Origin of the sequence: Acidovorax sp. (genome assembly GCF_034519795.1) — a bacterium.
GTDB lineage: Bacteria > Pseudomonadota > Gammaproteobacteria > Burkholderiales > Burkholderiaceae_C > Acidovorax.
The window spans coordinates 637,978-658,861 of record NZ_JAXHOB010000020.1 but is presented as its reverse complement, the minus strand read 5'-3'; the positions used below and the strand labels follow the sequence as shown (position 1 = coordinate 658,861).

General features: G+C 68.3%; 25 protein-coding genes. 22 read left to right on the top strand and 3 right to left on the bottom strand.

Features of this window, described 5'->3' with window-relative positions; genetic code table 11:
• Window positions 1-66: 66 nt before the first annotated feature.
• The 8 genes from U5N23_RS24325 to hisD all read left to right on the top strand — a co-directional run bounded on the left by U5N23_RS24325 (window position 67) and on the right by hisD (window position 6,553).
• Window positions 67-714 (top strand): ABC transporter substrate-binding protein, encoded by a 648-nt coding sequence (locus U5N23_RS24325; protein ID WP_322595567.1) that lies wholly within the window; start codon window positions 67-69, stop codon window positions 712-714.
• Between the two features lie 16 nt (window positions 715-730).
• On the top strand, window positions 731-1,006 hold the full coding sequence (locus tag U5N23_RS24320) for an STAS domain-containing protein (RefSeq protein WP_322595269.1): 276 nt from the start codon (window positions 731-733) through the stop codon (window positions 1,004-1,006).
• A 68-nt stretch (window positions 1,007-1,074) separates the two neighbouring features.
• Window positions 1,075-2,031 (top strand): ABC transporter ATP-binding protein, encoded by a 957-nt coding sequence (locus U5N23_RS24315; RefSeq protein WP_322595268.1) that lies wholly within the window; start codon window positions 1,075-1,077, stop codon window positions 2,029-2,031.
• Complete coding sequence (locus U5N23_RS24310; RefSeq protein WP_007855757.1) at window positions 2,028-2,783, top strand: ABC transporter permease; 756 nt, start codon at window positions 2,028-2,030, stop codon at window positions 2,781-2,783. Before U5N23_RS24315 ends, U5N23_RS24310 begins: the two co-directional genes overlap by 4 nt.
• 76 nt (window positions 2,784-2,859) lie before the next feature.
• Window positions 2,860-3,102 carry a BolA family protein gene (locus tag U5N23_RS24305; RefSeq protein ID WP_322595267.1) on the top strand — a complete coding sequence of 81 codons (243 nt, stop codon included), beginning with the start codon at window positions 2,860-2,862 and terminating at the stop codon, window positions 3,100-3,102.
• Window positions 3,103-3,148: 46 nt separating this feature from the next.
• Complete coding sequence (gene murA, locus U5N23_RS24300; protein ID WP_322595266.1) at window positions 3,149-4,441, top strand: UDP-N-acetylglucosamine 1-carboxyvinyltransferase; 1,293 nt, start codon at window positions 3,149-3,151, stop codon at window positions 4,439-4,441.
• A gap of 43 nt (window positions 4,442-4,484) precedes the next feature.
• Window positions 4,485-5,129 carry an ATP phosphoribosyltransferase gene (hisG, locus tag U5N23_RS24295; RefSeq protein ID WP_369819501.1) on the top strand — a complete coding sequence of 215 codons (645 nt, stop codon included), beginning with the start codon at window positions 4,485-4,487 and terminating at the stop codon, window positions 5,127-5,129.
• Between the two features lie 41 nt (window positions 5,130-5,170).
• Window positions 5,171-6,553, top strand: a complete 1,383-nt coding sequence (gene hisD, locus U5N23_RS24290) for a histidinol dehydrogenase (RefSeq protein ID WP_322595265.1) — start codon at window positions 5,171-5,173, stop codon at window positions 6,551-6,553.
• Window positions 6,554-6,562: 9 nt separating this feature from the next.
• On the opposite strand, the gene U5N23_RS24285 is transcribed toward hisD, so the two are convergent.
• Window positions 6,563-6,949, bottom strand: coding sequence for a DUF2917 domain-containing protein (locus tag U5N23_RS24285; protein WP_322595264.1), 387 nt, complete (start codon window positions 6,947-6,949; stop codon window positions 6,563-6,565).
• Window positions 6,950-7,102: 153 nt separating this feature from the next.
• Between U5N23_RS24285 and U5N23_RS24280 the strand changes: the two genes are divergently transcribed.
• The 9 genes from U5N23_RS24280 (at window position 7,103) to U5N23_RS24240 (ending at window position 13,964) form a co-directional block, all read left to right on the top strand.
• Entirely contained in the window at window positions 7,103-8,554 is a 1,452-nt protein-coding gene (locus U5N23_RS24280; protein ID WP_322595263.1) for a PLP-dependent aminotransferase family protein, read from the top strand.
• A 51-nt stretch (window positions 8,555-8,605) separates the two neighbouring features.
• On the top strand, window positions 8,606-8,830 hold the full coding sequence (locus tag U5N23_RS24275; protein WP_179681935.1) for a CopG family transcriptional regulator: 225 nt from the start codon (window positions 8,606-8,608) through the stop codon (window positions 8,828-8,830).
• Window positions 8,827-9,282 (top strand): PIN domain-containing protein, encoded by a 456-nt coding sequence (locus U5N23_RS24270; RefSeq protein ID WP_322595262.1) that lies wholly within the window; start codon window positions 8,827-8,829, stop codon window positions 9,280-9,282. Before U5N23_RS24275 ends, U5N23_RS24270 begins: the two co-directional genes overlap by 4 nt.
• The gene (gene hisC / locus U5N23_RS24265) at window positions 9,279-10,391 is read left to right on the top strand and encodes a histidinol-phosphate transaminase (RefSeq protein ID WP_322595261.1); all 1,113 of its coding nucleotides are present in this window, start codon (window positions 9,279-9,281) and stop codon (window positions 10,389-10,391) included. The genes U5N23_RS24270 and hisC overlap by 4 nt, the downstream gene beginning before the upstream one ends.
• Entirely contained in the window at window positions 10,388-11,023 is a 636-nt protein-coding gene (gene hisB / locus U5N23_RS24260; protein WP_322595260.1) for an imidazoleglycerol-phosphate dehydratase HisB, read from the top strand. The genes hisC and hisB overlap by 4 nt, the downstream gene beginning before the upstream one ends.
• Before the next feature lie 55 nt (window positions 11,024-11,078).
• On the top strand, window positions 11,079-11,750 hold the full coding sequence (gene hisH, locus U5N23_RS24255) for an imidazole glycerol phosphate synthase subunit HisH (protein WP_322595259.1): 672 nt from the start codon (window positions 11,079-11,081) through the stop codon (window positions 11,748-11,750).
• Between the two features lie 63 nt (window positions 11,751-11,813).
• Window positions 11,814-12,554, top strand: a complete 741-nt coding sequence (gene hisA / locus U5N23_RS24250) for a 1-(5-phosphoribosyl)-5-[(5-phosphoribosylamino)methylideneamino]imidazole-4-carboxamide isomerase (protein ID WP_322595258.1) — start codon at window positions 11,814-11,816, stop codon at window positions 12,552-12,554.
• 37 nt (window positions 12,555-12,591) lie between these two features.
• Entirely contained in the window at window positions 12,592-13,392 is an 801-nt protein-coding gene (gene hisF, locus U5N23_RS24245) for an imidazole glycerol phosphate synthase subunit HisF (RefSeq protein ID WP_322595257.1), read from the top strand.
• Window positions 13,393-13,406: 14 nt separating this feature from the next.
• Window positions 13,407-13,964, top strand: coding sequence for a hypothetical protein (locus U5N23_RS24240; protein WP_322595256.1), 558 nt, complete (start codon window positions 13,407-13,409; stop codon window positions 13,962-13,964).
• Between the two features lie 43 nt (window positions 13,965-14,007).
• Here U5N23_RS24240 and U5N23_RS24235 read toward each other — a convergent pair whose 3' ends face one another.
• Entirely contained in the window at window positions 14,008-15,981 is a 1,974-nt protein-coding gene (locus U5N23_RS24235; RefSeq protein WP_322595255.1) for a sensor histidine kinase, read from the bottom strand.
• Between the two features lie 23 nt (window positions 15,982-16,004).
• The gene (locus U5N23_RS24230) at window positions 16,005-16,694 is read right to left on the bottom strand and encodes a response regulator transcription factor (RefSeq protein ID WP_322595254.1); all 690 of its coding nucleotides are present in this window, start codon (window positions 16,692-16,694) and stop codon (window positions 16,005-16,007) included.
• Window positions 16,695-16,861: 167 nt separating this feature from the next.
• On the opposite strand from U5N23_RS24230, the gene U5N23_RS24225 reads away from it, so the two are divergent.
• The 5 genes from U5N23_RS24225 to U5N23_RS24205 all read left to right on the top strand — a co-directional run bounded on the left by U5N23_RS24225 (window position 16,862) and on the right by U5N23_RS24205 (window position 20,873).
• Window positions 16,862-18,547: a hypothetical protein gene (locus U5N23_RS24225; protein ID WP_322595253.1), complete on the top strand. Its 1,686-nt coding sequence runs from the start codon at window positions 16,862-16,864 to the stop codon at window positions 18,545-18,547.
• Window positions 18,548-18,652: 105 nt separating this feature from the next.
• The gene (gene hisI / locus U5N23_RS24220) at window positions 18,653-19,051 is read left to right on the top strand and encodes a phosphoribosyl-AMP cyclohydrolase (protein WP_322595566.1); all 399 of its coding nucleotides are present in this window, start codon (window positions 18,653-18,655) and stop codon (window positions 19,049-19,051) included.
• A gap of 4 nt (window positions 19,052-19,055) precedes the next feature.
• Window positions 19,056-19,457, top strand: a complete 402-nt coding sequence (locus U5N23_RS24215; protein ID WP_322595252.1) for a phosphoribosyl-ATP diphosphatase — start codon at window positions 19,056-19,058, stop codon at window positions 19,455-19,457.
• Window positions 19,454-19,840, top strand: coding sequence for a hypothetical protein (locus U5N23_RS24210; protein ID WP_322595251.1), 387 nt, complete (start codon window positions 19,454-19,456; stop codon window positions 19,838-19,840). The genes U5N23_RS24215 and U5N23_RS24210 overlap by 4 nt, the downstream gene beginning before the upstream one ends.
• Window positions 19,833-20,873 carry a patatin-like phospholipase family protein gene (locus U5N23_RS24205; protein WP_322595250.1) on the top strand — a complete coding sequence of 347 codons (1,041 nt, stop codon included), beginning with the start codon at window positions 19,833-19,835 and terminating at the stop codon, window positions 20,871-20,873. The genes U5N23_RS24210 and U5N23_RS24205 overlap by 8 nt, the downstream gene beginning before the upstream one ends.
• Window positions 20,874-20,884: the final 11 nt, after the last annotated feature.

Here is a 20,884-nt window from a genome sequence, read left to right as displayed (position 1 = left end):
ATGGCAGGCGCTTCGCGCCCACAATGAAATCAAGGGTGCCTTGCCCGCCCCATGAAAGAAGACGACATGATGATGAACCGACGACTCGTGGGCCACATGGCCCTGGCCTTGATGGCCGTGACTTCCCTGGGTCTGCCGCTGGCGGCCTCGGCCGCCGACGAGGCGCCCGATGCCCTGATCAAGCGCCTGTCCACCGACGTGCTCAACACGGTGAAGGCCGACAAGTCCATCCAGGGCGGCGACATCTCCAAGGTGATCGCGCTGGTGGACAAGACGGTCATGCCGAATGTGAATTTCCGCCGCATGACGGCCGCCGCCGTCGGCCCCGGCTGGCGCCAGGCCACGCCCGAGCAGCAAAAGCGCCTGCAGGACGAGTTCAAGATCCTGCTGGTGCGCACCTATGCGGGTGCGCTGGCCCAGGTGGGCGACCAGAGCATCCAGGTCAAGCCCCTGCGCGCCGACCCGGCCGACAAGGATGTCCTGGTGCGCACCGAGATCGTGGGCCGTGGCGACCCCATCCAGCTCGACTACCGCCTGGAAAAGACCCCGGGTGATGGCGCAGGCTGGAAGATCTACAACCTCAACGTGCTCGGCGTGTGGCTGGTGGAAACCTACAAGGGCCAGTTCGCGCAGGAAATCAACGCCAAGGGTGTGGATGGCCTGATCGCTACGCTCCAGGCGCGCAACAAGACCAATGCCGGCACCAAGGGCTGACCAGGCGCCGTCCTCCATGCCCGTACTGGTCCTTCCGCAGGAGCTGACCCACCGCCAGGCACCGGCGTGCCTGCGCATGCTCTTGCAGGGCCTCAAGGTGCACAAGGAACCGGGCGTGGTGGTCGATGCCCAGGCATTGGCCGTGTTCGACACCTCCGCCTTGGCGGTGCTGCTCGAGTGCCGGCGCGAGGCGCTCTCGGACCGCAAGACCTTTGCCGTGCAGGGCCTGCCCGCCGCGCTGGCCAGCATGGCCGGCCTCTACGGCGTCGCGGATCTGCTGCCTGCAGCCTGACCCGCCTAGCAGGGGCTACCGGGGCCGGCACAGCAGGTTTGTGCACCAGGCCTTAAAATCAGCGGCTCATGCCCGCAGTCTCATTCCAAGCCGTTTCCAAGACCTTTGATACGCCCAAAGGCCCTTTCCAGGCACTCAACCAGGTCAGCCTGGACATCGAGGAGGGGGAGTTCTTCGGACTGCTCGGCCCCAATGGTGCCGGCAAGACCACCCTGATCAGCATCCTCGCCGGCCTGGCGCGCCCCAGCAACGGCCGTGTGCTGGTGCAGGGCAGCGACGTGCAGGCGAACTTCGCCCAGGCCCGCCGCAAGCTCGGCGTGGTGCCACAGGAACTGGTCTTCGACCCTTTCTTCAACGTGCGCGAGGCGCTGCGCATCCAGTCCGGCTATTTCGGCGTCAAGAACAACGACGCCTGGATCGACGAGCTGCTGCACCACCTTGGCCTCACGGACAAGGCCAATGCCAACATGCGCCAGCTGTCGGGCGGCATGAAGCGCCGCGTGCTGGTGGCCCAGGCCCTGGTGCACAAGCCGCCCATCATCGTGCTCGACGAGCCCACCGCCGGGGTGGACGTGGAGTTGCGCCAGACCCTGTGGCAATTCATCGCCCGCCTGAACAAGGAAGGGCACACCGTGCTGCTCACCACGCACTACCTCGAAGAGGCCGAGGCCCTGTGCAACCGCATCGCCATGCTCAAGACCGGGCAGGTGGTGGCCCTGGCCGATACCAGCGACCTGCTCAAGGCCGCTTCGGGCAACGTGCTGCAGTTCAAGGCCGACGTGGAGCTGCCGCCCGCGCTGGCGCGCCTGGCGCGCGTCACCGGCCGCATCGTGCAGATGCCGGCGCACGACGCGCGCGAGATCGAGGAGCACCTGGCCGCACTGCGCGTGGCGGGTGTGGAGGTGCATGACATGGAGATCCGCCGCCCTGACCTGGAGGATGTGTTCCTGCAGGTGATGGCCGGCACGTCCTCATCCCATCCCCCTGCGGCGCCCAGCGCGGCCCCTGTGGAGGTGCGCGCATGACCGGCTGGCAGACCCTGTTCTACAAGGAGGTGCTGCGCTTCTGGAAGGTGAGCTTCCAGACCGTGGCCGCCCCGGTGCTCACTGCGGTGTTGTACCTGCTGATCTTTGGCCACGTGCTCGAAGACCATGTGAAGGTCTACGACCGCATCAGCTACACCGCCTTCCTGGTGCCCGGCCTGGTGATGATGAGCGTGCTGCAGAACGCCTTCGCCAACAGCTCGTCAAGCCTGATCCAGAGCAAGATCATGGGCAGCCTGGTGTTCGTGCTGCTCACCCCCCTGTCGCACTGGGCCTGGTTCGTGGCCTACGTGGGCTCGTCCATCGTGCGCGGGCTGGCCGTGGGGCTGGGTGTGTTCCTGGTGACCATCGCCTTCGCGCGGCCGGAGTTCGCCGCACCGCTGTGGATCCTCGCGTTCGCGTTCCTGGGCGCCGCGCTGCTGGCCACGCTGGGGCTCATCGCCGGGCTGTGGGCCGACAAGTTCGACCAGATGGCGGCGTTCCAGAACTTCGTGATCGTGCCCATGACCTTCCTGTCGGGCGTGTTCTACTCCATCCAGTCCCTGCCGCCGTTCTGGCAGACCGTGAGCCACCTGAACCCGTTCTTCTACATGATCGACGGTTTCCGCTATGGCTTCTTCGGCCAGAGCGACACCTCGCCCTGGCTCAGCCTGTCCATCGTCGGCGTGGCCTGGCTCGCGGTCAGCTGGCTGGCCGTGCACCTGCTGCGCACCGGCTACAAGATCCGCCATTGACCGATACTGAACCGCTCGGGAGCGGTTCGCGGTACCCTTGCCGCCCGCCCCGGATGCAGACAACCACGCCCCACCCATGACCGCCGACCAACTCAAAGACCTCATCGCCGCCGGCCTGGCCTGCGAGCACATCGACCTGCAGGGCGATGGCCGCCACTGGTACGCCACCATCGTCTCGGCCGAGTTCGAGGGCAAGCGCCCCATCCAGCGCCACCAGCGCGTGTACGCCACGCTGGGCACGCGCATGCAGACGGACGAGGTGCACGCCCTGTCCATGAAGACCTTCACGCCCGCCGAATGGGCAACGCAGCCGCGCTGAGGCGCTGCAACCCAGCCCTTCCAACAACTTTTTCACTGGTTTAGTGATGGACAAACTCCTCATCCGTGGTGGCCGCACCCTGCAGGGCGAGGTGCTGGTCTCCGGCGCCAAGAACGCCGCGCTGCCCGAACTGTGCGCCGCGCTGCTCACGGCCGAGCCGGTCACCCTGCTCAATGTGCCCCAGTTGCAGGACGTGAGCACCATGCTGACCCTGATCCGCAACATGGGCGTGGCGGCCGAGCGCAGCCCCGACGGCACGGTGCGCATCGACGCGAGCGGCCTGAACACGCCCGAGGCCCCGTACGAGCTGGTCAAGACCATGCGCGCCTCGGTGCTCGCCCTGGGCCCGCTGCTGGCGCGCTTCGGCGAGGCCACGGTGTCCCTGCCCGGCGGCTGCGCCATCGGCTCGCGCCCGGTGGACCAGCACATCAAGGGCCTGGCCACCATGGGTGCCGAGATCGTGGTCGAGCACGGCTACATGATCGCCAGGCTGCCCGCCGGTGCCACGCGCCTGAAGGGCGCGCGCATCACCACCGACATGGTCACCGTGACCGGCACCGAGAACTTCCTCATGGCCGCGTCGCTGGCCGAGGGCGAGACGGTGCTGGAGAACGCCGCGCAGGAGCCCGAGATCATCGACCTGGCCGAGATGCTGATCGCCATGGGCGCGAAGATCGAGGGCCACGGCACCAGCCGCATCCGCATACAGGGCGTGGAGCGCCTTTCCGGCTGCACCCACCGTGTGGTGGCCGACCGCATCGAGGCCGGCACCTTCCTGTGCGCGGTGGCCGCCACCGGCGGCGACGTGGTGCTGCGCCATGGCCGCGCCGACCACCTCGATGCCGTGATCGACAAGCTGCGCGAGGCCGGTGTGCAGGTGCAGGCCGTCGAGGCTGGCATCCGCGTGCAGAGCCCCGGTGCCGGCAAGCTGCGCGCCCAGGGCTTTCGCACCACCGAGTACCCCGGGTTCCCCACCGACATGCAGGCCCAGTTCATGGCCCTTAACTGCGTGGCGCAGGGCACCTCCACGGTGACCGAGACCATCTTCGAAAACCGCTTCATGCATGTGGACGAACTGGTGCGCCTGGGCGCCCGCATCCAGACCGATGGCAAAGTGGCCGTGATCGAGGGCCTGGGCAAGGCCGAGGCCGTGAATCCACCCCTGTCGGGCGCCACCGTGATGGCCACCGACCTGCGCGCCTCGGCCAGCCTGGTGATTGCTGGCCTGGTGGCCGACGGCGAGACCGTGGTGGACCGCATCTACCATCTGGACCGTGGCTACGACTGCATGGAAGCCAAGCTGCGCGGCATCGGCGCGGACATCGAGCGGATGTCCTGACCACCACACCGCCCGCGCCCCTTTTCAGAGAATCCGTATGACCATGATCACCCTCGCCCTGTCCAAGGGCCGCATCTTCGACGAAACCCTGCCGCTGCTGGCCGCCGCCGGCATCGAGGTGCTCGAAGACCCCGAAAAATCGCGCAAACTCATCCTGCCCACCAACCAGCCCGATGTGCGCGTGGTGCTGGTGCGCGCCACCGACGTGCCCACCTACGTGGAGTACGGGGGTGCCGACATCGGCGTGACCGGCAAGGACACGCTGATCGAGCATGGCGGCCAGGGCCTGTACCAGCCGCTGGACCTGCAGATCGCCAAGTGCCGCGTGAGCGTGGCCGTGCGCAACGACTTCGACTACGAGCGCGCCGTCAAGCAGGGCTCGCGCCTGAAGGTGGCCACCAAGTACACCTCCATCGCGCGCGACTTCTTCGCCACCAAGGGCGTGCATGTGGACATGGTCAAGCTCTACGGCAGCATGGAGCTGGCGCCGCTGATCGGTCTGTCCGACGCCATCGTCGACCTGGTGTCCACCGGCAACACCCTGCGCGCCAACCACCTGGTGGAAGTCGAGCGCATCATGGACATCAGCTCCTACCTGGTCGTCAACCAGGCCGCGCTCAAGCTCAAGCAGGCCCCGCTGCGCCGCATCATCGATGCCTTTGCCGCAGCCACCGCAGCGCGCGCCTGAACGATCCACCGATTTCCCACAGCGACAGAGACCCGAAAGCCATGCAAGCCAAGCCCGTTCGCCTGAGTACCGACAGCGCCGATTTCGAAGCCGCCTTCCGCGATCGCCTGCATTGGTCCGCCGACACGGATGCAGCCATAGAGCAGCGCGTGGCCGACATCCTGGCCGACGTGCAGGCGCGCGGCGATGCCGCCGTGCTCGACTACACGGCGCGCTTCGACGGCCTGGCGGCCGATTCCATGGCCGGACTCGAACTCACGCAGGCCGATTTCAAGGCGGCGTTCGACGCCATTCCCGCGGCCCAGCGCGATGCCCTGCAGGCCGCGGCCAAGCGGGTGCGCAGCTACCACGAGGCGCAGAAGAAGGCCTCGGGCGAGAGCTGGAGCTACCGCGACGAGGACGGCACCCTGCTGGGCCAGAAGGTCACCCCGCTCGACCGCGTGGGCATCTACGTGCCTGGCGGCAAGGCGGCCTATCCGTCGAGCCTGCTCATGAACGCCATCCCCGCCCACGTGGCCGGCGTGCAGGAGATCATCATGGTGGTGCCCACGCCCGTGCGCGGCAGCGTCGCCACCGGCGGCTCGGGCGCGCAGCTGGCGTCTACCAAGGGCGAGCGCAACGAACTGGTGCTGGCCGCCGCCTACGTGGCCGGCGTCACGCGCGCCTTCACGATTGGCGGGGCGCAGGCCGTGGCTGCGCTGGCCTATGGCACCGCGACCGTGCCCAAGGTCGACAAGATCACCGGCCCGGGCAATGCCTACGTGGCCAGCGCCAAGAAGCGCGTGTTCGGCACCGTGGGCATCGACATGATCGCCGGCCCCAGCGAAATCCTGGTGCTGGCCGACGGCAGCACCCCGGCCGACTGGGTGGCCATGGACCTGTTCTCCCAGGCCGAGCACGACGAGCTGGCGCAGAGCATCCTGCTGTGCCCCGACGCCGCCTACATCGACGCCGTGCAGGAGGCCATCGACCGCCTGCTGCCCGCCATGCCGCGCGCCGAGATCATCGCCAAGAGCCTGAACGGCCGCGGCGCGCTGATCCACACGCGCAGCATGGAAGAGGCCTGCGCCATCAGCAACCGCATCGCCCCCGAGCACCTGGAGGTGAGCAGCAACGAACCCCACCGCTGGGAGCCGCTGCTGCGCCACGCGGGCGCCATCTTCCTCGGCGCCTATACCAGCGAAAGCCTGGGCGACTACTGCGCCGGCCCGAACCACGTGCTGCCGACCAGCGGCACGGCACGCTTCAGTTCGCCACTGGGGGTGTACGACTTCCAGAAGCGCAGCAGCCTCATCGAGGTGAGCGAGGCCGGCGCCCAGGCCCTGGGCACCATTGCGGCTGAACTTGCCTATGGCGAAGGCCTGCAGGCCCATGCGCGCGCTGCCGAGCTGCGGCTCGTGCCGGTGCCGCCAGCGCGGGGCTGACGGCTGGCGTCAGGCCGCGCGCATGCGCAGGCCTGCAGCGGGCTGCGCACCGGCCAGCGGGGTGGTGGCGCGGCTGGCCGCATCGCTGGCGCGCAGGCTGGCCCAGTTCAGGCGTGCAGGGCGCTGACCCTCGGCGCTTACACGCAGCCGCACCGGCCCGGTGAAGCTCAGGCGTTGTCCGGCTTCCAGAAAATAGTCTTCGAGCAGGCCGTCGCAGGTCACCCAGACCCGGCCTTGCTCCACTTCCAGCAAGGCGGTTTCGCCGGCGCGGAATTCGAGTGTTTGCACCGCCTGCAGGGGCGGCAAGGGTTGGCGGTTCCACTGCAGCGCCAGGGCCTGTGGCCGCAGCGGAGGGACAGTGGGCAAAGCGGGGGAGGGGGTGTGCAGTGGGTTCATGCCTTGCACTGTGCGCGCCCGGGCCCTGGGCCACCAGCCACAGCACGGCGCGAGCTGGTGCAGTACAGATCCCCCGCTGCAGGGCTCTGTGTCGTACTGGCTGGGGGCAATCTGTACTGGCCACCGCTGGCCCTGCCAGTACAGAATGAAGCCATGGACGCCGTGGAAACCACCCCCCTCTACCTGCAGATCGCGGCCCAGCTGGCCGAGCTGGTGCGCAACGGCACCCTGGCGCGCGGCGAAAAGATGCCCTCGGTGCGCGAGCTGGCGCGCCAGCGCGGTGTGGCCCAGAGCACCGTGGTGCAGGCCTACCACTGGCTCGAAGACGCGCGGCTGATCACCGCGCGCCCGCGCTCGGGCTTCTTCGTGGCGGCGCGCCCGGTCAACCTGCCTGAGCCCACGACCCCGCGCCCGCTGCGCCGCCCGCGCGAGGTGTCGGTGGACTGGCTGGGCCAGCGCATCATGGGCCGCGCCCAGCCGGTGGACATGCTCTCATTCAGCAGCGGCACGCCGGGGCCCGACATGCTCAACCCCGACCGCGTGCGCCGCGCCGTGGTGCGATCGGTGCAGCGCAACCGGCAGCTGCTGTGCACCTACCCGTCCTCGGCCGGGCAGGAGGAGGCGCGGCGCGCCCTGGCACGCTATGCCGTGGGCCTGGGCTGCAGCCTGGACCCCGAGAACATCGTGATCACCGGCGGCTGCATGGACAGCATCGCCCTGTGCCTGCGTGCCGTCACCCAGCCAGGCGACGTGGTGGCGCTGGAGTCGCCGACGCACTTCTCCTTCCTCGAAGTGCTGCAGGGCCTGCACCTCAAGGCGCTGGAGATCCCCACGCACCCGCGCCACGGCATCTCGCTCGATGCGCTGCAGCTTGCGCTGGACACGCAGCCCGTGAAGGCCCTGATGGTGGTCCCCACGCTGAGCAACCCGCTGGGCAGCTGCATGCCCCAGCCCGAGCGTCGGCGCCTGGCGCAGATGGCCTCGCGCCACGGCATGGCCGTGATCGAAGACGCGATCTACGCCGACCTGGCCGAGTCCGACGAGATGCGCCGCACCGTCAAGTCCTACGACACCACGGGCCACGTCATGCTCTGCGACTCGTTCTCCAAGACGCTGGCCCCCGGCCTGCGCCTGGGCTGGGTCGAGGCGGGGCGCTGGACCGAGCAACTGCGCAGCATCAAGGACATGCAGGCCGGTGGCCAGTCGGCCGTGCTGGAGCTGGCGCTGGCCGACCTGATCAACCAGAGTGGCCATGCGGCCGCCATGCGCCAGCTGCGCGCCGCCGCAGCGGCCCGGCTCGACGAGGTGCGCCACACCATCGGCGCACATTTTCCGCCGGGCACGCGGGTCAGCGACCCGCCTGGCGGCATGCTGCTGTGGGTGGAGCTGCCGCGCGCGCTCGATTCGGTGCAGCTGCACGAGGCCTGCCTGGCCGAGCACATTCTGATCGCGCCCGGTACCGTGTTCAGCGCCAGCGGGCGTTTTCGCAACTGCCTGCGCATCGGCGTGGGGGGTGACTGGACCCCGGCACACCTGGTGGCCCTGCGCGCCGTGGGCGAGATGGCCTGCCGCGTGCTGGAGGCCAGCGGCCGTCAAGCCGCCTGAATTTTTTCACACGAACTTCGTGAAGCACGAAGTTCGTGTAATATTTGAGCCATGAAAAACGTCACCATCACCATGGACGACGCCGCCGCCGAATGGGTGCGCATCGAAGCCGCCAAGCGCGGCAGCAGCGTGTCGCGCCTGGTGGGTGAGTGGCTGGCCGAGAAGATGCGGCAGGAAGACGCCTATGCCCAGGCCATGCGCGAGGCGCTGGGCTTCGAGAGCTGGGGGGCATCCAGCGGCCCCTATGTACCGCGCGAGATTCTGTTCAAACGATGAGTACCACCGTCCCCCTCTTCGTCGACACCGAGCTGCTGCTCGCCAGCGTGGACGACCGCGACCCGGCGCGCCAGACACGGGCGCGCGAGTGGTTGACCTTCTGCTGGCAGACGCGCAGCGGCCGCATCAGCTCGCAGGTGCTCAACGAGCTGTACAACCAGGCCATCCAGCGCTTCGAGGGCCCGCGCACCGTGCCGCTGGTGCGCGCCCAGGTGCGGCGCCTGCGCGTGTGGCTGCCGCCGCACCTCGATGCCTATACGGTGGACGGCGCCTGGGACCTGCAGGACCGCTATGGCCTGGGCTACTGGGACGCCCTCATCGTCTCCTCGGCCCACCAGCAGGGCTGCCGCTACCTGCTCACCGAGGCGCTGCCGCACGACCAGATGCTGGACGCCGTGCGCTGCATCAACCCCTTTCTTGTCGCCCCCCACGAACTGGATACCGCAGAATGACCACCATTGCCCCGCCCTTGGCCGCCCTGAACCGCATCCGTGCCGACGTGCGCGCCATGCACGCCTATGGCGTGCAGCCGTCCGCCGGCATGCTCAAGATGGACGCGATGGAGAACCCCTTTCGCCTGCCCGCCCATCTGCAGGCCGCGCTGGGCCAGCGCCTGGGCGCGCTGGCACTCAACCGCTACCCCGGCGAGCGCCTGAACGACCTGAAGGCCGCGCTGGCGAAGTACGCCGGCATGCCCGAGGGCCATGGCATCGTGCTGGGCAACGGCTCGGACGAACTCATCACCTTGCTGGCCTTGGCCTGCGCCCAACCGGGCGAGCGCGCCACCATGCTGGCACCCATGCCCGGCTTCGTGATGTACCCGCTGAGCGCGCAGTTGCAGGGCCTGGATTTCGTGGGCGTGCCGCTCACACCCGATTTCGAGCTCGATGAGCCCGCCATGCTGGCCGCCATCGCCCAGCACCGCCCGGCCATCACCTACATCGCCTACCCCAACAACCCCACGGCCACGCTGTGGGATGAGGGTGCCGTACAGCGCATCATCGACGCGGTGGGCGCACAGGGCGGCTTCGTGGTGATGGACGAGGCCTACCAGCCTTTCGCCAGCCGCACCTGGATCGACCGCATGCGCGCCGAGCCCGCGCGCAACGCCCACGTGCTGCTCATGCGCACGCTCAGCAAGTTCGGCCTGGCCGGGGTGCGCCTGGGCTACCTCATCGCGCCGGCGGCCGTGACCACCGAGATCGACAAGGTGCGCCCGCCCTACAACGTGAGCGTGCTCAACTGCGAGGCAGCGCTGTTCGCGCTGGAGCATGCCGACGTGTTCGCCGACCAGGCGGCCGAGCTGCGCGCCCAGCGCACACTGCTGATGCAGGCCCTCAGGGCCCTGCCGGGCATCGAAAAGTGCTGGGACAGCGAGGCCAACATGGTGCTCGTGCGTGTGGCCGATTCCGCCACAACCTGCGAGGGCATGAAAAAGCGCAAGGTCCTCGTCAAGAACGTTTCTACAATGCACCCCATGCTGGTGAACTGCCTGCGCCTCACGGTGGGCAACGCCGACGACAACGCGCAGATGCTTGCTGCGCTCCAAGCCTCCCTATGACTTCTTCTGCTCTCGTAACTTCCGCCTCGACCGATCCCCAGGCCGACCGCACCGCCGAGGTCAGCCGCAACACCGCCGAGACGCACATCACGGTGCGCATCAACCTCGACGGCACCGGCCAGGCCAAGCTGCACACCGGCATCGGCTTTTTCGACCACATGCTCGAACAGATCGCCCGCCACGGGCTGATCGACCTGGAGATCGACTGCGACGGCGACCTGCACATCGACGGCCACCACACGGTGGAAGACGTGGGCATCACCCTGGGTCAGGCCTTCGCGCGTGCCGTGGGCGACAAGAAGGGCATCACCCGCTACGGCCATGCCTACGTGCCGCTGGACGAGGCGCTGAGCCGCGTGGTGGTCGATTTCTCGGGCCGCCCCGGGCTGCACCTGCACATCCCTTTCACGGCGGGCAGCATCGGCGGCTTCGATACGCAGCTCACCTACGAATTCTTCCAGGGCTTCGTGAACCATGCGGGCGTGACGCTGCACATCGACAACCTCAAGGGCATCAACGCGCACCACCAGTGCGAAACGGTGTTCAAGGCCTTTGCCCGCGCGCTGCGCTCGGCCCTCACGCGCGACCCGCGCGCCGCCGGCACCATTCCGTCCACCAAGGGCAGTCTCTGATACCCCTTCGCCAAGAAAAAGGCCGCTACCGCTTTTTGACCAAGCGCCGATAGCTATGAATATGGAAGCAAAAACCGTCGCCGTGGTTGATTACGGCATGGGCAACCTGCGCTCGGTGTCGCAGGCCGTGCAGGCCGCGGCCGAGGGCTCGGGCTGGACCGTGCTCGTCACCTCGCGCCCTGAAGAGGTGCGCGCTGCGCAGCGCATCGTGCTGCCGGGGCAGGGCGCCATGCCTGACTGCATGCGCGAGTTGCGCGACTCGGGCCTGCAGCAGTCCGTGCTCGAAGCGGCTGCCGGCAAACCGATGTTCGGCGTGTGCGTGGGCATGCAGATGCTGCTCGACCACAGCGCCGAGGGCGACACGCCCGGCCTGTCGCTGATCCCCGGTGAAGTGACCAAGTTCGACCTCGCCGGCCGCAACCAGCCCGACGGCAGCCGCTTCAAGGTGCCGCAGATGGGCTGGAACCAGGTGCGCCAGGTGCCCCATGGCAGCGCCGGCGTGCACCCGGTCTGGGCCGGCGTGCCCGATGGCAGCTACTTCTACTTCGTGCACAGCTTCTATGCCCGGCCCAAGGACGCGGCCCACTGCGCGGGCGAAGCCGACTACGGCGGTGTGTTCGCCGCGGCGATTGCACGCGATAATATTTTTGCCACCCAGTTCCACCCCGAGAAAAGTGCGGAGCACGGCCTGGCGCTGTACCGCAATTTCCTCCACTGGAATCCCTGAGTCTTTATTTTCCAACCCTGTTCGGGCCGAGCCCGGCCTCGCCCCTTTCCACCCGAACCCACCATGCTGCTCATTCCCGCCATCGACCTCAAGGACGGCCACTGCGTACGCCTCAAGCAAGGCGATATGGACCAATCCACCACCTTCGGTGAAGACCCTGCCGCCATGGCGCGCAAGTGGCTGGAGGCGGGCGCACGCCGCCTGCACCTGGTGGACCTGAATGGTGCCTTCGCCGGCGTGCCCAAGAACTTCACGGCGATCAAGTCCATCCTCAAGGAAGTGGGCGAGGACATCCCGGTGCAGCTCGGTGGCGGCATCCGCGACCTGGACACCATCGAGAAATACATCGACGGCGGCCTGCGCTACGTGATCATCGGCACGGCAGCCGTGAAGAACCCCGGTTTCCTCAAGGACGCCTGCAGCGCCTTCGGCGGCCACATCATCGTCGGCCTCGACGCCAAGGACGGCAAGGTCGCCACCGACGGCTGGAGCAAGCTCACCGGCCACGAGGTGGTGGACCTGGCCAAGAAGTTCGAGGACTGGGGCGTCGAGTCGATCATCTACACCGACATCGGCCGCGACGGCATGCTCTCGGGCATCAACATCGAAGCCACCGTCAAGCTCGCGCAGTCGCTGAGCATCCCGGTGATCGCCTCGGGCGGCCTGTCGAACATGGCCGACATCGAAAAGCTCTGCGCCGTCGAGGGCGAGGGCGTGGAAGGCGTGATCTGCGGGCGCGCCATCTACAGCGGCGACCTCGATTTCGCGGCGGCGCAGGCGCGCGCCGATGAACTCAACGGCTGACGCGCAAAGCGCGCCCCAACGACTACCTTTGACTGCCATGCTTGCCAAACGCATCATCCCCTGCCTGGACGTGACCGGAGGCCGCGTGGTCAAGGGCGTCAACTTCGTCGAGTTGCGCGATGCGGGCGACCCGGTCGAGATCGCCGCGCGCTACAACGCGCAGGGTGCCGACGAACTGACCTTTCTCGACATCACCGCCACCAGCGACGGGCGCGACCTGATCCTGCCCATCATCGAAGCCGTGGCCAGCCAGGTGTTCATTCCGCTCACCGTCGGCGGCGGCGTGCGCACGGTGGCCGATGTGCGCCGCCTGCTCAATGCGGGCGCCGACAAGACCAGCTTCAACTCGGCCGCGATCGCCGACCCCGACGTGATCAATGCCGCTTCGGACAGGTACGGTGCGCAGTGCATCGTGGTGGCCATCGATGCCAAGCGCCGCTCCGAAGAAGATGCGCAGCGCACCGGCGCCGACGGCAAGGCCGTGGGCCCGGGTTGGGATGTGTACAGCCATGGTGGGCGCAAGAACACCGGCCTGGACGCCGTGGCCTGGGCCACCGAGATGGCGCGCCGCGGCGCGGGCGAGATCCTGCTCACCAGCATGGACCGCGACGGCACCAAGGCCGGCTTCGACCTGGCGCTCACCCGTGCCGTGAGCGATGCGGTGAGCGTGCCCGTGATCGCCTCGGGCGGCGTGGGCAACCTCGACCACCTGGCCGACGGTATCCAGCTCGGCGGCGCCGACGCGGTGCTGGCCGCCAGCATCTTCCACTATGGTGAGTACACCGTGGGCCAGTCCAAGCAGCACATGGCAGGGCGGGGCATCCCCGTGCGCCTGTGAGCCGGCTGCCCCCTGTGCGCTGGACGCTTGCCCTGGTGGCGGGTCTGGTGGTGGCACCCGTGTTCGCCCAGGTGCCCGCGCCTTCGTATGTGAGCGGCTATTTTGATCGCGCGCCCTGCGTGGACCGCATCGGCCGCTGCTTCGACGCGACGATCGGAGGCAAGCCCGTACAGGTGATTGCCGACAAGGCCGAGTACACCCAGCTCAAGGCCCTGCTCAAGGAGCTCAACGACAACGTGCGCGAGGTCTACTGGATCGTGCGCGAGCCGGTGGACGGCAAGGTGGCGCTCGACGTGCTCACCCGTCCCAACGCCATGGGTCTGCCCCACGTGGGCGAAGAAAAGGAAGAGCCCGACGTCACGGTGTATGAGCTTGACGACCAAGGCCTGGAGAGCGAGACCGAAATGGTGGCGCAGCAGAGCGTGCGCATCAACGGCCAGCCCGTGGTCACGCAGCAGGAGACGCTGACGCAGGACTTCCTGCCGCCCGGCCGCTATGTGATCGCCATCAAGTACCTGGGCCGCAGGAACTGGGACCGCAAGTGGGTCTTCCTGACGGTGGCACAGCCCTGATGCACTGCTAGTTCACTGCAGCCGATTTCTCGGTTTCAGTGGACTAGGGTGCAGGCCAGCGCGAGTGCCTGAACCCCTCCGCCACAGGCGGCGGGCCCTGCAGCGGCAGCCACAGCTGCACCACTGTGCCGCCCCCGGCCCCCAGCACGATCCGCGCATGGCCGCCCAACTGCCGTGCGCGCTCCTCGATGTGGCCCAGCCCGCGGCCCTGGTGCCCATGCGGCCGGGCCTGCAGCCCGCGCCCGTCGTCCTCGATCTGCACGCACACCCCCGGCCCCGCGTCCAGTCTGGCCGACAGCGTGACGTTGCCTGCCCCGGAGTGCTTGACCACGTTGGCCAGTGCCTCCTGCACGATGCGCAGCACGTGCAGTGCCGCAGGGGCATCCAGCCAGGGCAGCGGCGGCAGGTCGTCCATGTGCCAGTGCAGGGTGATGCCGCCCTGTGCCAGCCGATGGCCCACGCGCTGGCGCAGGGTCGCCAGCAGGGTGGTGAGGTCCTGGTCGATGGGCTCCATGGAATCGATGGTCAGGCGCAAGTCCTCCAGGCAGTCGCGCAGCACCTGGGCCACCTCGGGCTGCGACAGGCGGCCCTGCTCGATCTGGCCGAGCGACGACACCAGCATGGCACCCAGCCCGTCGTGCATGTCGCGCGTGAGCCGCTGGCGCTCCATCAGGCGCACGCGCTCGTTCTCCACCTCGGCCAGCAGGACGAAATTGCCCTGCAGCGCGCGCTGCTGTTCGGCCAGCCTGTCCTGCAGCACCTGGGCGGCGCCCTCGGCATGCTCCAGCGCATCGATGTAGCGGCGGTTCACGGCGTACAGGAAGGCGCCCAGCACCAGCACCATGGCGTAGGGCATGAGGTACAGACTCTCGGGCGAGATGCGCAGCTGCAGCAGCGCCAGGTCGTGCACGCCCAGGCCCAGGCAGATGCACAGCGCCACAGTCAGCACGCGCAACTCGCGGCTGCCGCGCCAGGCCGACCCGGCGATGAGCAGGGTCACGCCCATGGCGACCAGCGTATTGGCGGCATGCAGCAGCAGCGGCGTATCCAGGGCCCAGGGCAGGAACGGCATGGACAGGGCCGATACCAGAAGTGCAAAGCCCAGCAGCAGGCGTTCTACCCAAGGGAAGCGGCGCGTGGCAAAGCGCAGGGAGAACAGGTAGACCAGCAGCATGACCCAGGTCATCGAGGCATCGGTGGCCCACCAGAACCAGCGCAGGGCGTCGAGGTTCTGCGGCAGCTCGATGCCGTAGTGCAGGTTGCGCAGCCACCAGGCCAGCGACGCGAGCCCGAAGTACAGGTAGGCCGTGTCCTGCCGGCGGCGCCACCAGAAGGCCAGCGAGAACAGCCCGAGCATGAGCAGCGTGGTGCTGGCCGCCAGGGGCACGGTGACGACCCAGCGCTGGCGCGCCGACCACAGGCCCTGGACCTCGGGCTCCGGCCCCATCCACAGGCGGCTCAGGGCATAGCTGCCATCGGCGCGCGGCGGCAGCGCGAGGAACAGCCAGCAACCGCCGCCCGGCTGCGAGGATGGGGAGGCGGCGCCGGGCAGGCGCAGCAGGATGGGCTGGTTCCACTGCGAGGGCCATGCCGGGCTGTTGTCCAGCAACTGCCGCGTGCCCTGCGCCGTGCGCATCCAGACCTGCAAGGGGCCGCCGTTGACGCGCGGCAGGTACAGGGCCAGGGTCTCCTGTGCGACGGGCGCCGGGCAGGGGGTACGGTGCCAGACGGTGGGCAGGGGCAGGTTGACGGCGGCGCGGGTGATCGGCTGGCGCCGCACCGCCTGCGGCAGGTCGACTGCATGCCAGGTGCCCTGCGCAGCGTCGTCTGCGGGCGGGCCGATGGAGGGCTCGGTTCCCGGCCTCGGGGCCCAGCGCTCCATGCGCGTGACCGGCATGGATGCTGCGGCCTCGGGTGCGGCAGCCTGGGCCAGCAGTGGGGGCGTGGCCAGGCAGGCGGCCACCATCCAGCGCAGGGCCTGCCGGCATGGCGGTCGCGTGGAGGATGGGCGGGCCACAGGTGTCACGGGCAGCGGGGCCTTCAGTCGCCCATCAGCCCGCGCTTGCGGGCTTCGTAGACGGCCTCGGAGCGGGAGTGCACCTGCAGCTTGCGGTAGCTGCGCTTGACGTAGGTGAGCACGGTCTGCTGGGTCACGCCCATCATCTGCGCGATCTCGCGGTAGCTGTAGCCCTTGGCGGCCATGCCGAGCATCTCGCATTCGCGCTCGCTGAGCAGGCCCGCGTCGGCTTCGCTGGCCGCGGTTTCCGGCGGGCCGGCCTGCACGCGCTGGCGCGACGGGCCGGCGGGCGCCAGCCGGGTCAGCAGGCGGCGCGCTATCACGGGGCTGATGGGGCTGCCGCCCGCATGCACGGCACGCACCATCTCGGCCAGGTCCAGGGCCGGTGTGTCCTTGAGCACATAACCCGTGGCGCCCGCAGCCAGCGCCTGCATGACATGGGCCTCGTCGCCGAACACCGTGACCACCACCACCTCGCAATGGGGTGCCACGCCTGCGCTGCGCACGATCACTTCGATGCCGTTGAGGTCGGGCAGGCCCAGGTCGAGCAGCAGGACTTGCGGTTGGTGCCGGGCCAGCAGGGCCAGTCCCGAGGCCGCGTCACCGGCAGCGCCCACCAGGCGCAGGTCGGGCGCGGCGGCAATGCTGTCGCACAGGCGCTGCCTGAAGAGCGGGTCGTCCTCGATCACGAGCACGGAGAGCAAAGCGGACATGGAGGGGGCAGGCCTTGGAAGCTCGGCGGTGCATTTCATGATACGCGGGGCCTGCTGTCACAGCTGCTTGCACATGAACCGTTTTGTCCCGTGTTCGAGGGACAGACGGCGAACGCCGGCGGCGGAAGAATCCAGGCACCTTCTTTCCCTCTTGCAGGAGCTGCTCCATGGCTGATTCTTTGAACAGGTTCTTGCGCCGGGCCCTCGTGCTGGCCGGCGCATTGCTCGGGCTGGCCGGCCCGGCGATGGCCGCCATTCCGCACGTCGTCATCGGCGACTACCACATGCTGCTGCTCCATGCGGATGGCAGCGTCACCTCGTGGGGGCGCGGTGACTCAGGGCAACTGGGCCGGGGCCAGGCCGACCGCAGCAACCCTGCGCCCGCGAAGATCGCCGCGCTGGGCACGGACGTGGTTGCCGTGACCGCAGGGGGGCAACTGTCGGCGGCCGTCAAGCGCGATGGCAGCGTCTGGGTCTGGGGCAATGTCTCCGACGGCCTCATCGGCTCCAACACCTCGGGCGGGCAGTTCCGCTACGAGCCTGTCCAGGTGCCGGGCCTCTCGGGCATCGTCTCGGTGCTGGCCGCGACCAATGGCTACTCGCTCTATGCCACGGACGGCAACGGGCAGGTCTGGGCCTGGGGCTATGACAGCGGCTATGGCAACCTGGGCCTGGGGCCCAACGGCCCGCAGCAGCGGGGGCAGCCGCTGCCCGTCGCCGGTGCCACCGGCATCGTGCAACTTGCCGTCACAGGCACCCAGATGATTGGCCGGCGCCAGGACGGCAGCCTGATCGGCTGGGGCAGCAACAGCGTGCGCGACAACCCCATGCAGGCGGTGAACGCTGCCACCGACCCTCTGGGCGTGACGGCGCTCCAGCCCACGGGCCTGGCTTTCATCGATGCGACGGCCACGGGCAACGCGGCCGGGCTGTACTACGGCATCAAGAATGGCCAGGCGCTGGCCTGGGGCGACACCAGCAGCGGCGTGCTGACCTGTGGCCAGGAGAACCCACAGACGGCGGCCCAGCCCTACACCATCAAGAACCTGGCCAACCTGCGCCAGATCGCGGCGGGCGGTGGCTCCGCGCTGTTCGTGGACGGTGCCGGCAGCGTGTTTGCGTGCGGCCAGGGCGCCAGCGGCCTGCTCGGAGACGGAACGACGGTCTCTACCAAGTGGGACTCGGTGCCTGCCAATGCCAAGGTGGGACCGGTGCAGGTGCAGGGCCTGCCCGGTCCGGTGTCGCATGTCTTCGTGGGTGCCTTCGCCGCAGCGGCGCTCATGCCCGACGGTGCGGTCTATACCTGGGGTCGCACCGATGGCGGCGTGCTGGGCAACGGGGTGACCACCTCCAACGGCGTCGTGAGCACGCCCACGCGCCTCGCGCTCAACGCCGGGGTGGACAACAGCAGCAATCCGGTCAATACCGGCAACCCGGGCTCCGGCGGCACCCCTGGCACGGGCACCCCGGCCCCCGGCGACCAGCCTGCGTTCAGCACCGCCCAGAGCGGGCCGCTCACCAGCCTGACGGCCAAGGCCGGCGTGACCCTGCCCGCAGCCCACGCCGGCCAGCCTGGGGCGATCTTCGTGGCCCTGCTGCTGCCCGACGGCCAGCTGTTCATGCTCGATGGTGCGCGGTCCAATTTCGTGCCCTACAACCCGTTCTACATGGCAGCGCTGTATGTCGGGGCATTGCCCGTCTCGGCGCCGGTGCTCAACATCAATGGCATGGACCTGAGCGCGCTGGCCGGCAGCATCGTTATCCTGGGCTACGGACTGGGCGTGAATGGCCAGGCTGCAGCGGCAGAGATGCTGCGTTCGGGGCGCTACTCCAACGTGCTGAACCTGCGCTGAGCGCCCGCTGCGCTGCGGCCCCTCTGCCCGACCAGGGTGCAGAGGGGCCGTTTTCATGTCTGCCCCGGGCCCTGCAATTCGGGCCGGTCACCCAAATCGCCGACAATCCGGGCCATGAACTGGCTCAACGAAGTGAAATGGGATGCGCAGGGCCTGGTGCCCGTGATCGCGCAGGAGCAGGGCACGGGCGACGTGCTGATGTTTGCCTGGATGAACCGCGAGGCCCTCGCGAAGACTGCAGAACTCGGCCGTGCCGTGTACTTCAGCCGTTCGCGCGGCAAGCTGTGGTTCAAGGGCGAGGAATCGGGCCATGTGCAGACCGTGCACGAGATCCGCCTGGACTGCGACAACGACGTGGTGCTGCTCAAGGTGACCCAGTTGGGCCACGCGCCCGGCATTGCCTGCCACACGGGCCGGCACAGCTGCTTTTTCAGCGTGCTCAAGGATGGTGCGTGGAAAACTGTCGATCCGGTCTTGAAAGACCCCGAATCCATCTACAGATAAGACCATGAGCTCCAACGATTCCCTGGTACCGTCCTCTGAGGGCGCGCTGGCGCGCCTGGCCGCCGTCATCGAGAGCCGCAAACCCGCCAACGGGGGCGACCCCGACAAGAGCTACGTCTCGCGCCTGCTGCACAAGGGCCCCGATGCCTTTCTCAAGAAGATCGGCGAGGAAGCCACCGAGGTGGTGATGGCCGCCAAGGACGTGGACCATGGTGCCGATGCCAGCAAGCTGGTCTACGAGGTGGCCGACCTGTGGTTCCATTCCATGATCGCGCTGGCCCACTATGGCCTGTCGCCAGCCGACGTGGTCACCGAGCTCGAGCGCCGCGAAGGCACCAGCGGCATCGAGGAGAAAGCCCTGCGCAAGGCCGTTGCGCGTGCAGCCCACGAGGAAGGATCTCCATGAGCGACATCATCGACGTGCGAACCAATGACCAGAAGGCCGAAAGCCTCAAGAACATCGGCTGGGTCAGCTATGCGCTGCACCTGATCGTGGCCCTGGGCGCCGTGCTGCCGGGCACGCAGGCCAGCGCGCTGCTGCTGGTCATCGCCCTGGTGCTCGACCTGGTCAAGCGCGGCGATGCCCAGGGTACCTGGCAGGAGAACCATTTCTCCTGGCGCATCCGCTCCGTTATCTGGGCCGGCGTGCTGTACGCCGTGACCGCGCCGCTGTGGCTGTTCTTCATCATTCCCGGCTGGATCGCCTGGGGCATCATCTCGCTGTGGTTCCTGTACCGCATCGTGCGTGGCATGCTGGCCATGAGCAAGAACCAGGCGGTGGATGCCTGAACCCCAGGCGCCGCGGCGCCTGAACCTGGCCTTGCAGGGCGGGGGCTCCCACGGCGCGCTGACCTGGGGCGTGCTCGATGCCCTGCTCGAAGACGGGCAGTGGCGTTTCGACGGCATCAGCGGCACCAGCGCCGGCGCCATGAATGCCGTGGCGCTGGCCCATGGCTTTGCCCAGGCGGCGCAGGCCCACAAGGATCCCGTCGAGGCCCATGCGGCCGGCTGCGCGCTGGCCCGGGAGTCCCTTGCCCGGCTGTGGCAGGGGGTGGGGTCTCTGGGCAGCCTGACCTGGGGCACGCCGCTGTCGGCCGCGAACCCGCTGGTGGGCATGATGTCCCAGTGGTTTTCGCCCTACCAGACCAATCCGCTCGGGTTCAATCCGTTGCGCAAGCTGCTGGAGCGCGAAGTGGATTTCGGCCTGCTGTGTTCGAGGCGAGCCAGCATCGAGACCGTGGTCCCTCAAGTCTTCGTGTGTGCCACCAATGTGCGCACGGGACGTGGCGAGATCTTCTCGGGTCCGCGGCTGAGCGCCGACGCCGTGATGGCCTCGGCCTGTCTGCCCATGGTCTTCAAGGCCGTGGAGATCGATGGCGAGCACTACTGGGATGGCGGTTATTCGGGCAACCCGGCGCTGCACCCGCTGATCTACCAGACCGAGACCTCGGACATTCTGCTGGTGCAGATCAACCCCATCGAACACCTCTCGGTGCCGGACAACGCGCACGAGATCATGGAGCGCATGAACGAGGTGACCTTCAACGCCAGCCTGCTGGCCGAGCTGCGCGCCATCGAGTTCGTGCGCCGGCTGCTGGCCGAGGGCAAGCTCGATGCGCGCCGCTACAAGAATGTGCTGATGCACCGCATCGACGGGGGCGCGGTGCTCGCTTCCTTCGGCGCGGACAGCAAGGTACGCGCCGATACGGCCTTCGTGCACCAGCTGTTCGAGCTGGGGCGCCAGCAGGGCAAGGCCTGGATGAAGGCCCACCGCAAGGACGTGGGCGTGCGCCCGAGCATCAAGATCGCCGACAATGGCTGAATGTGCCTTTT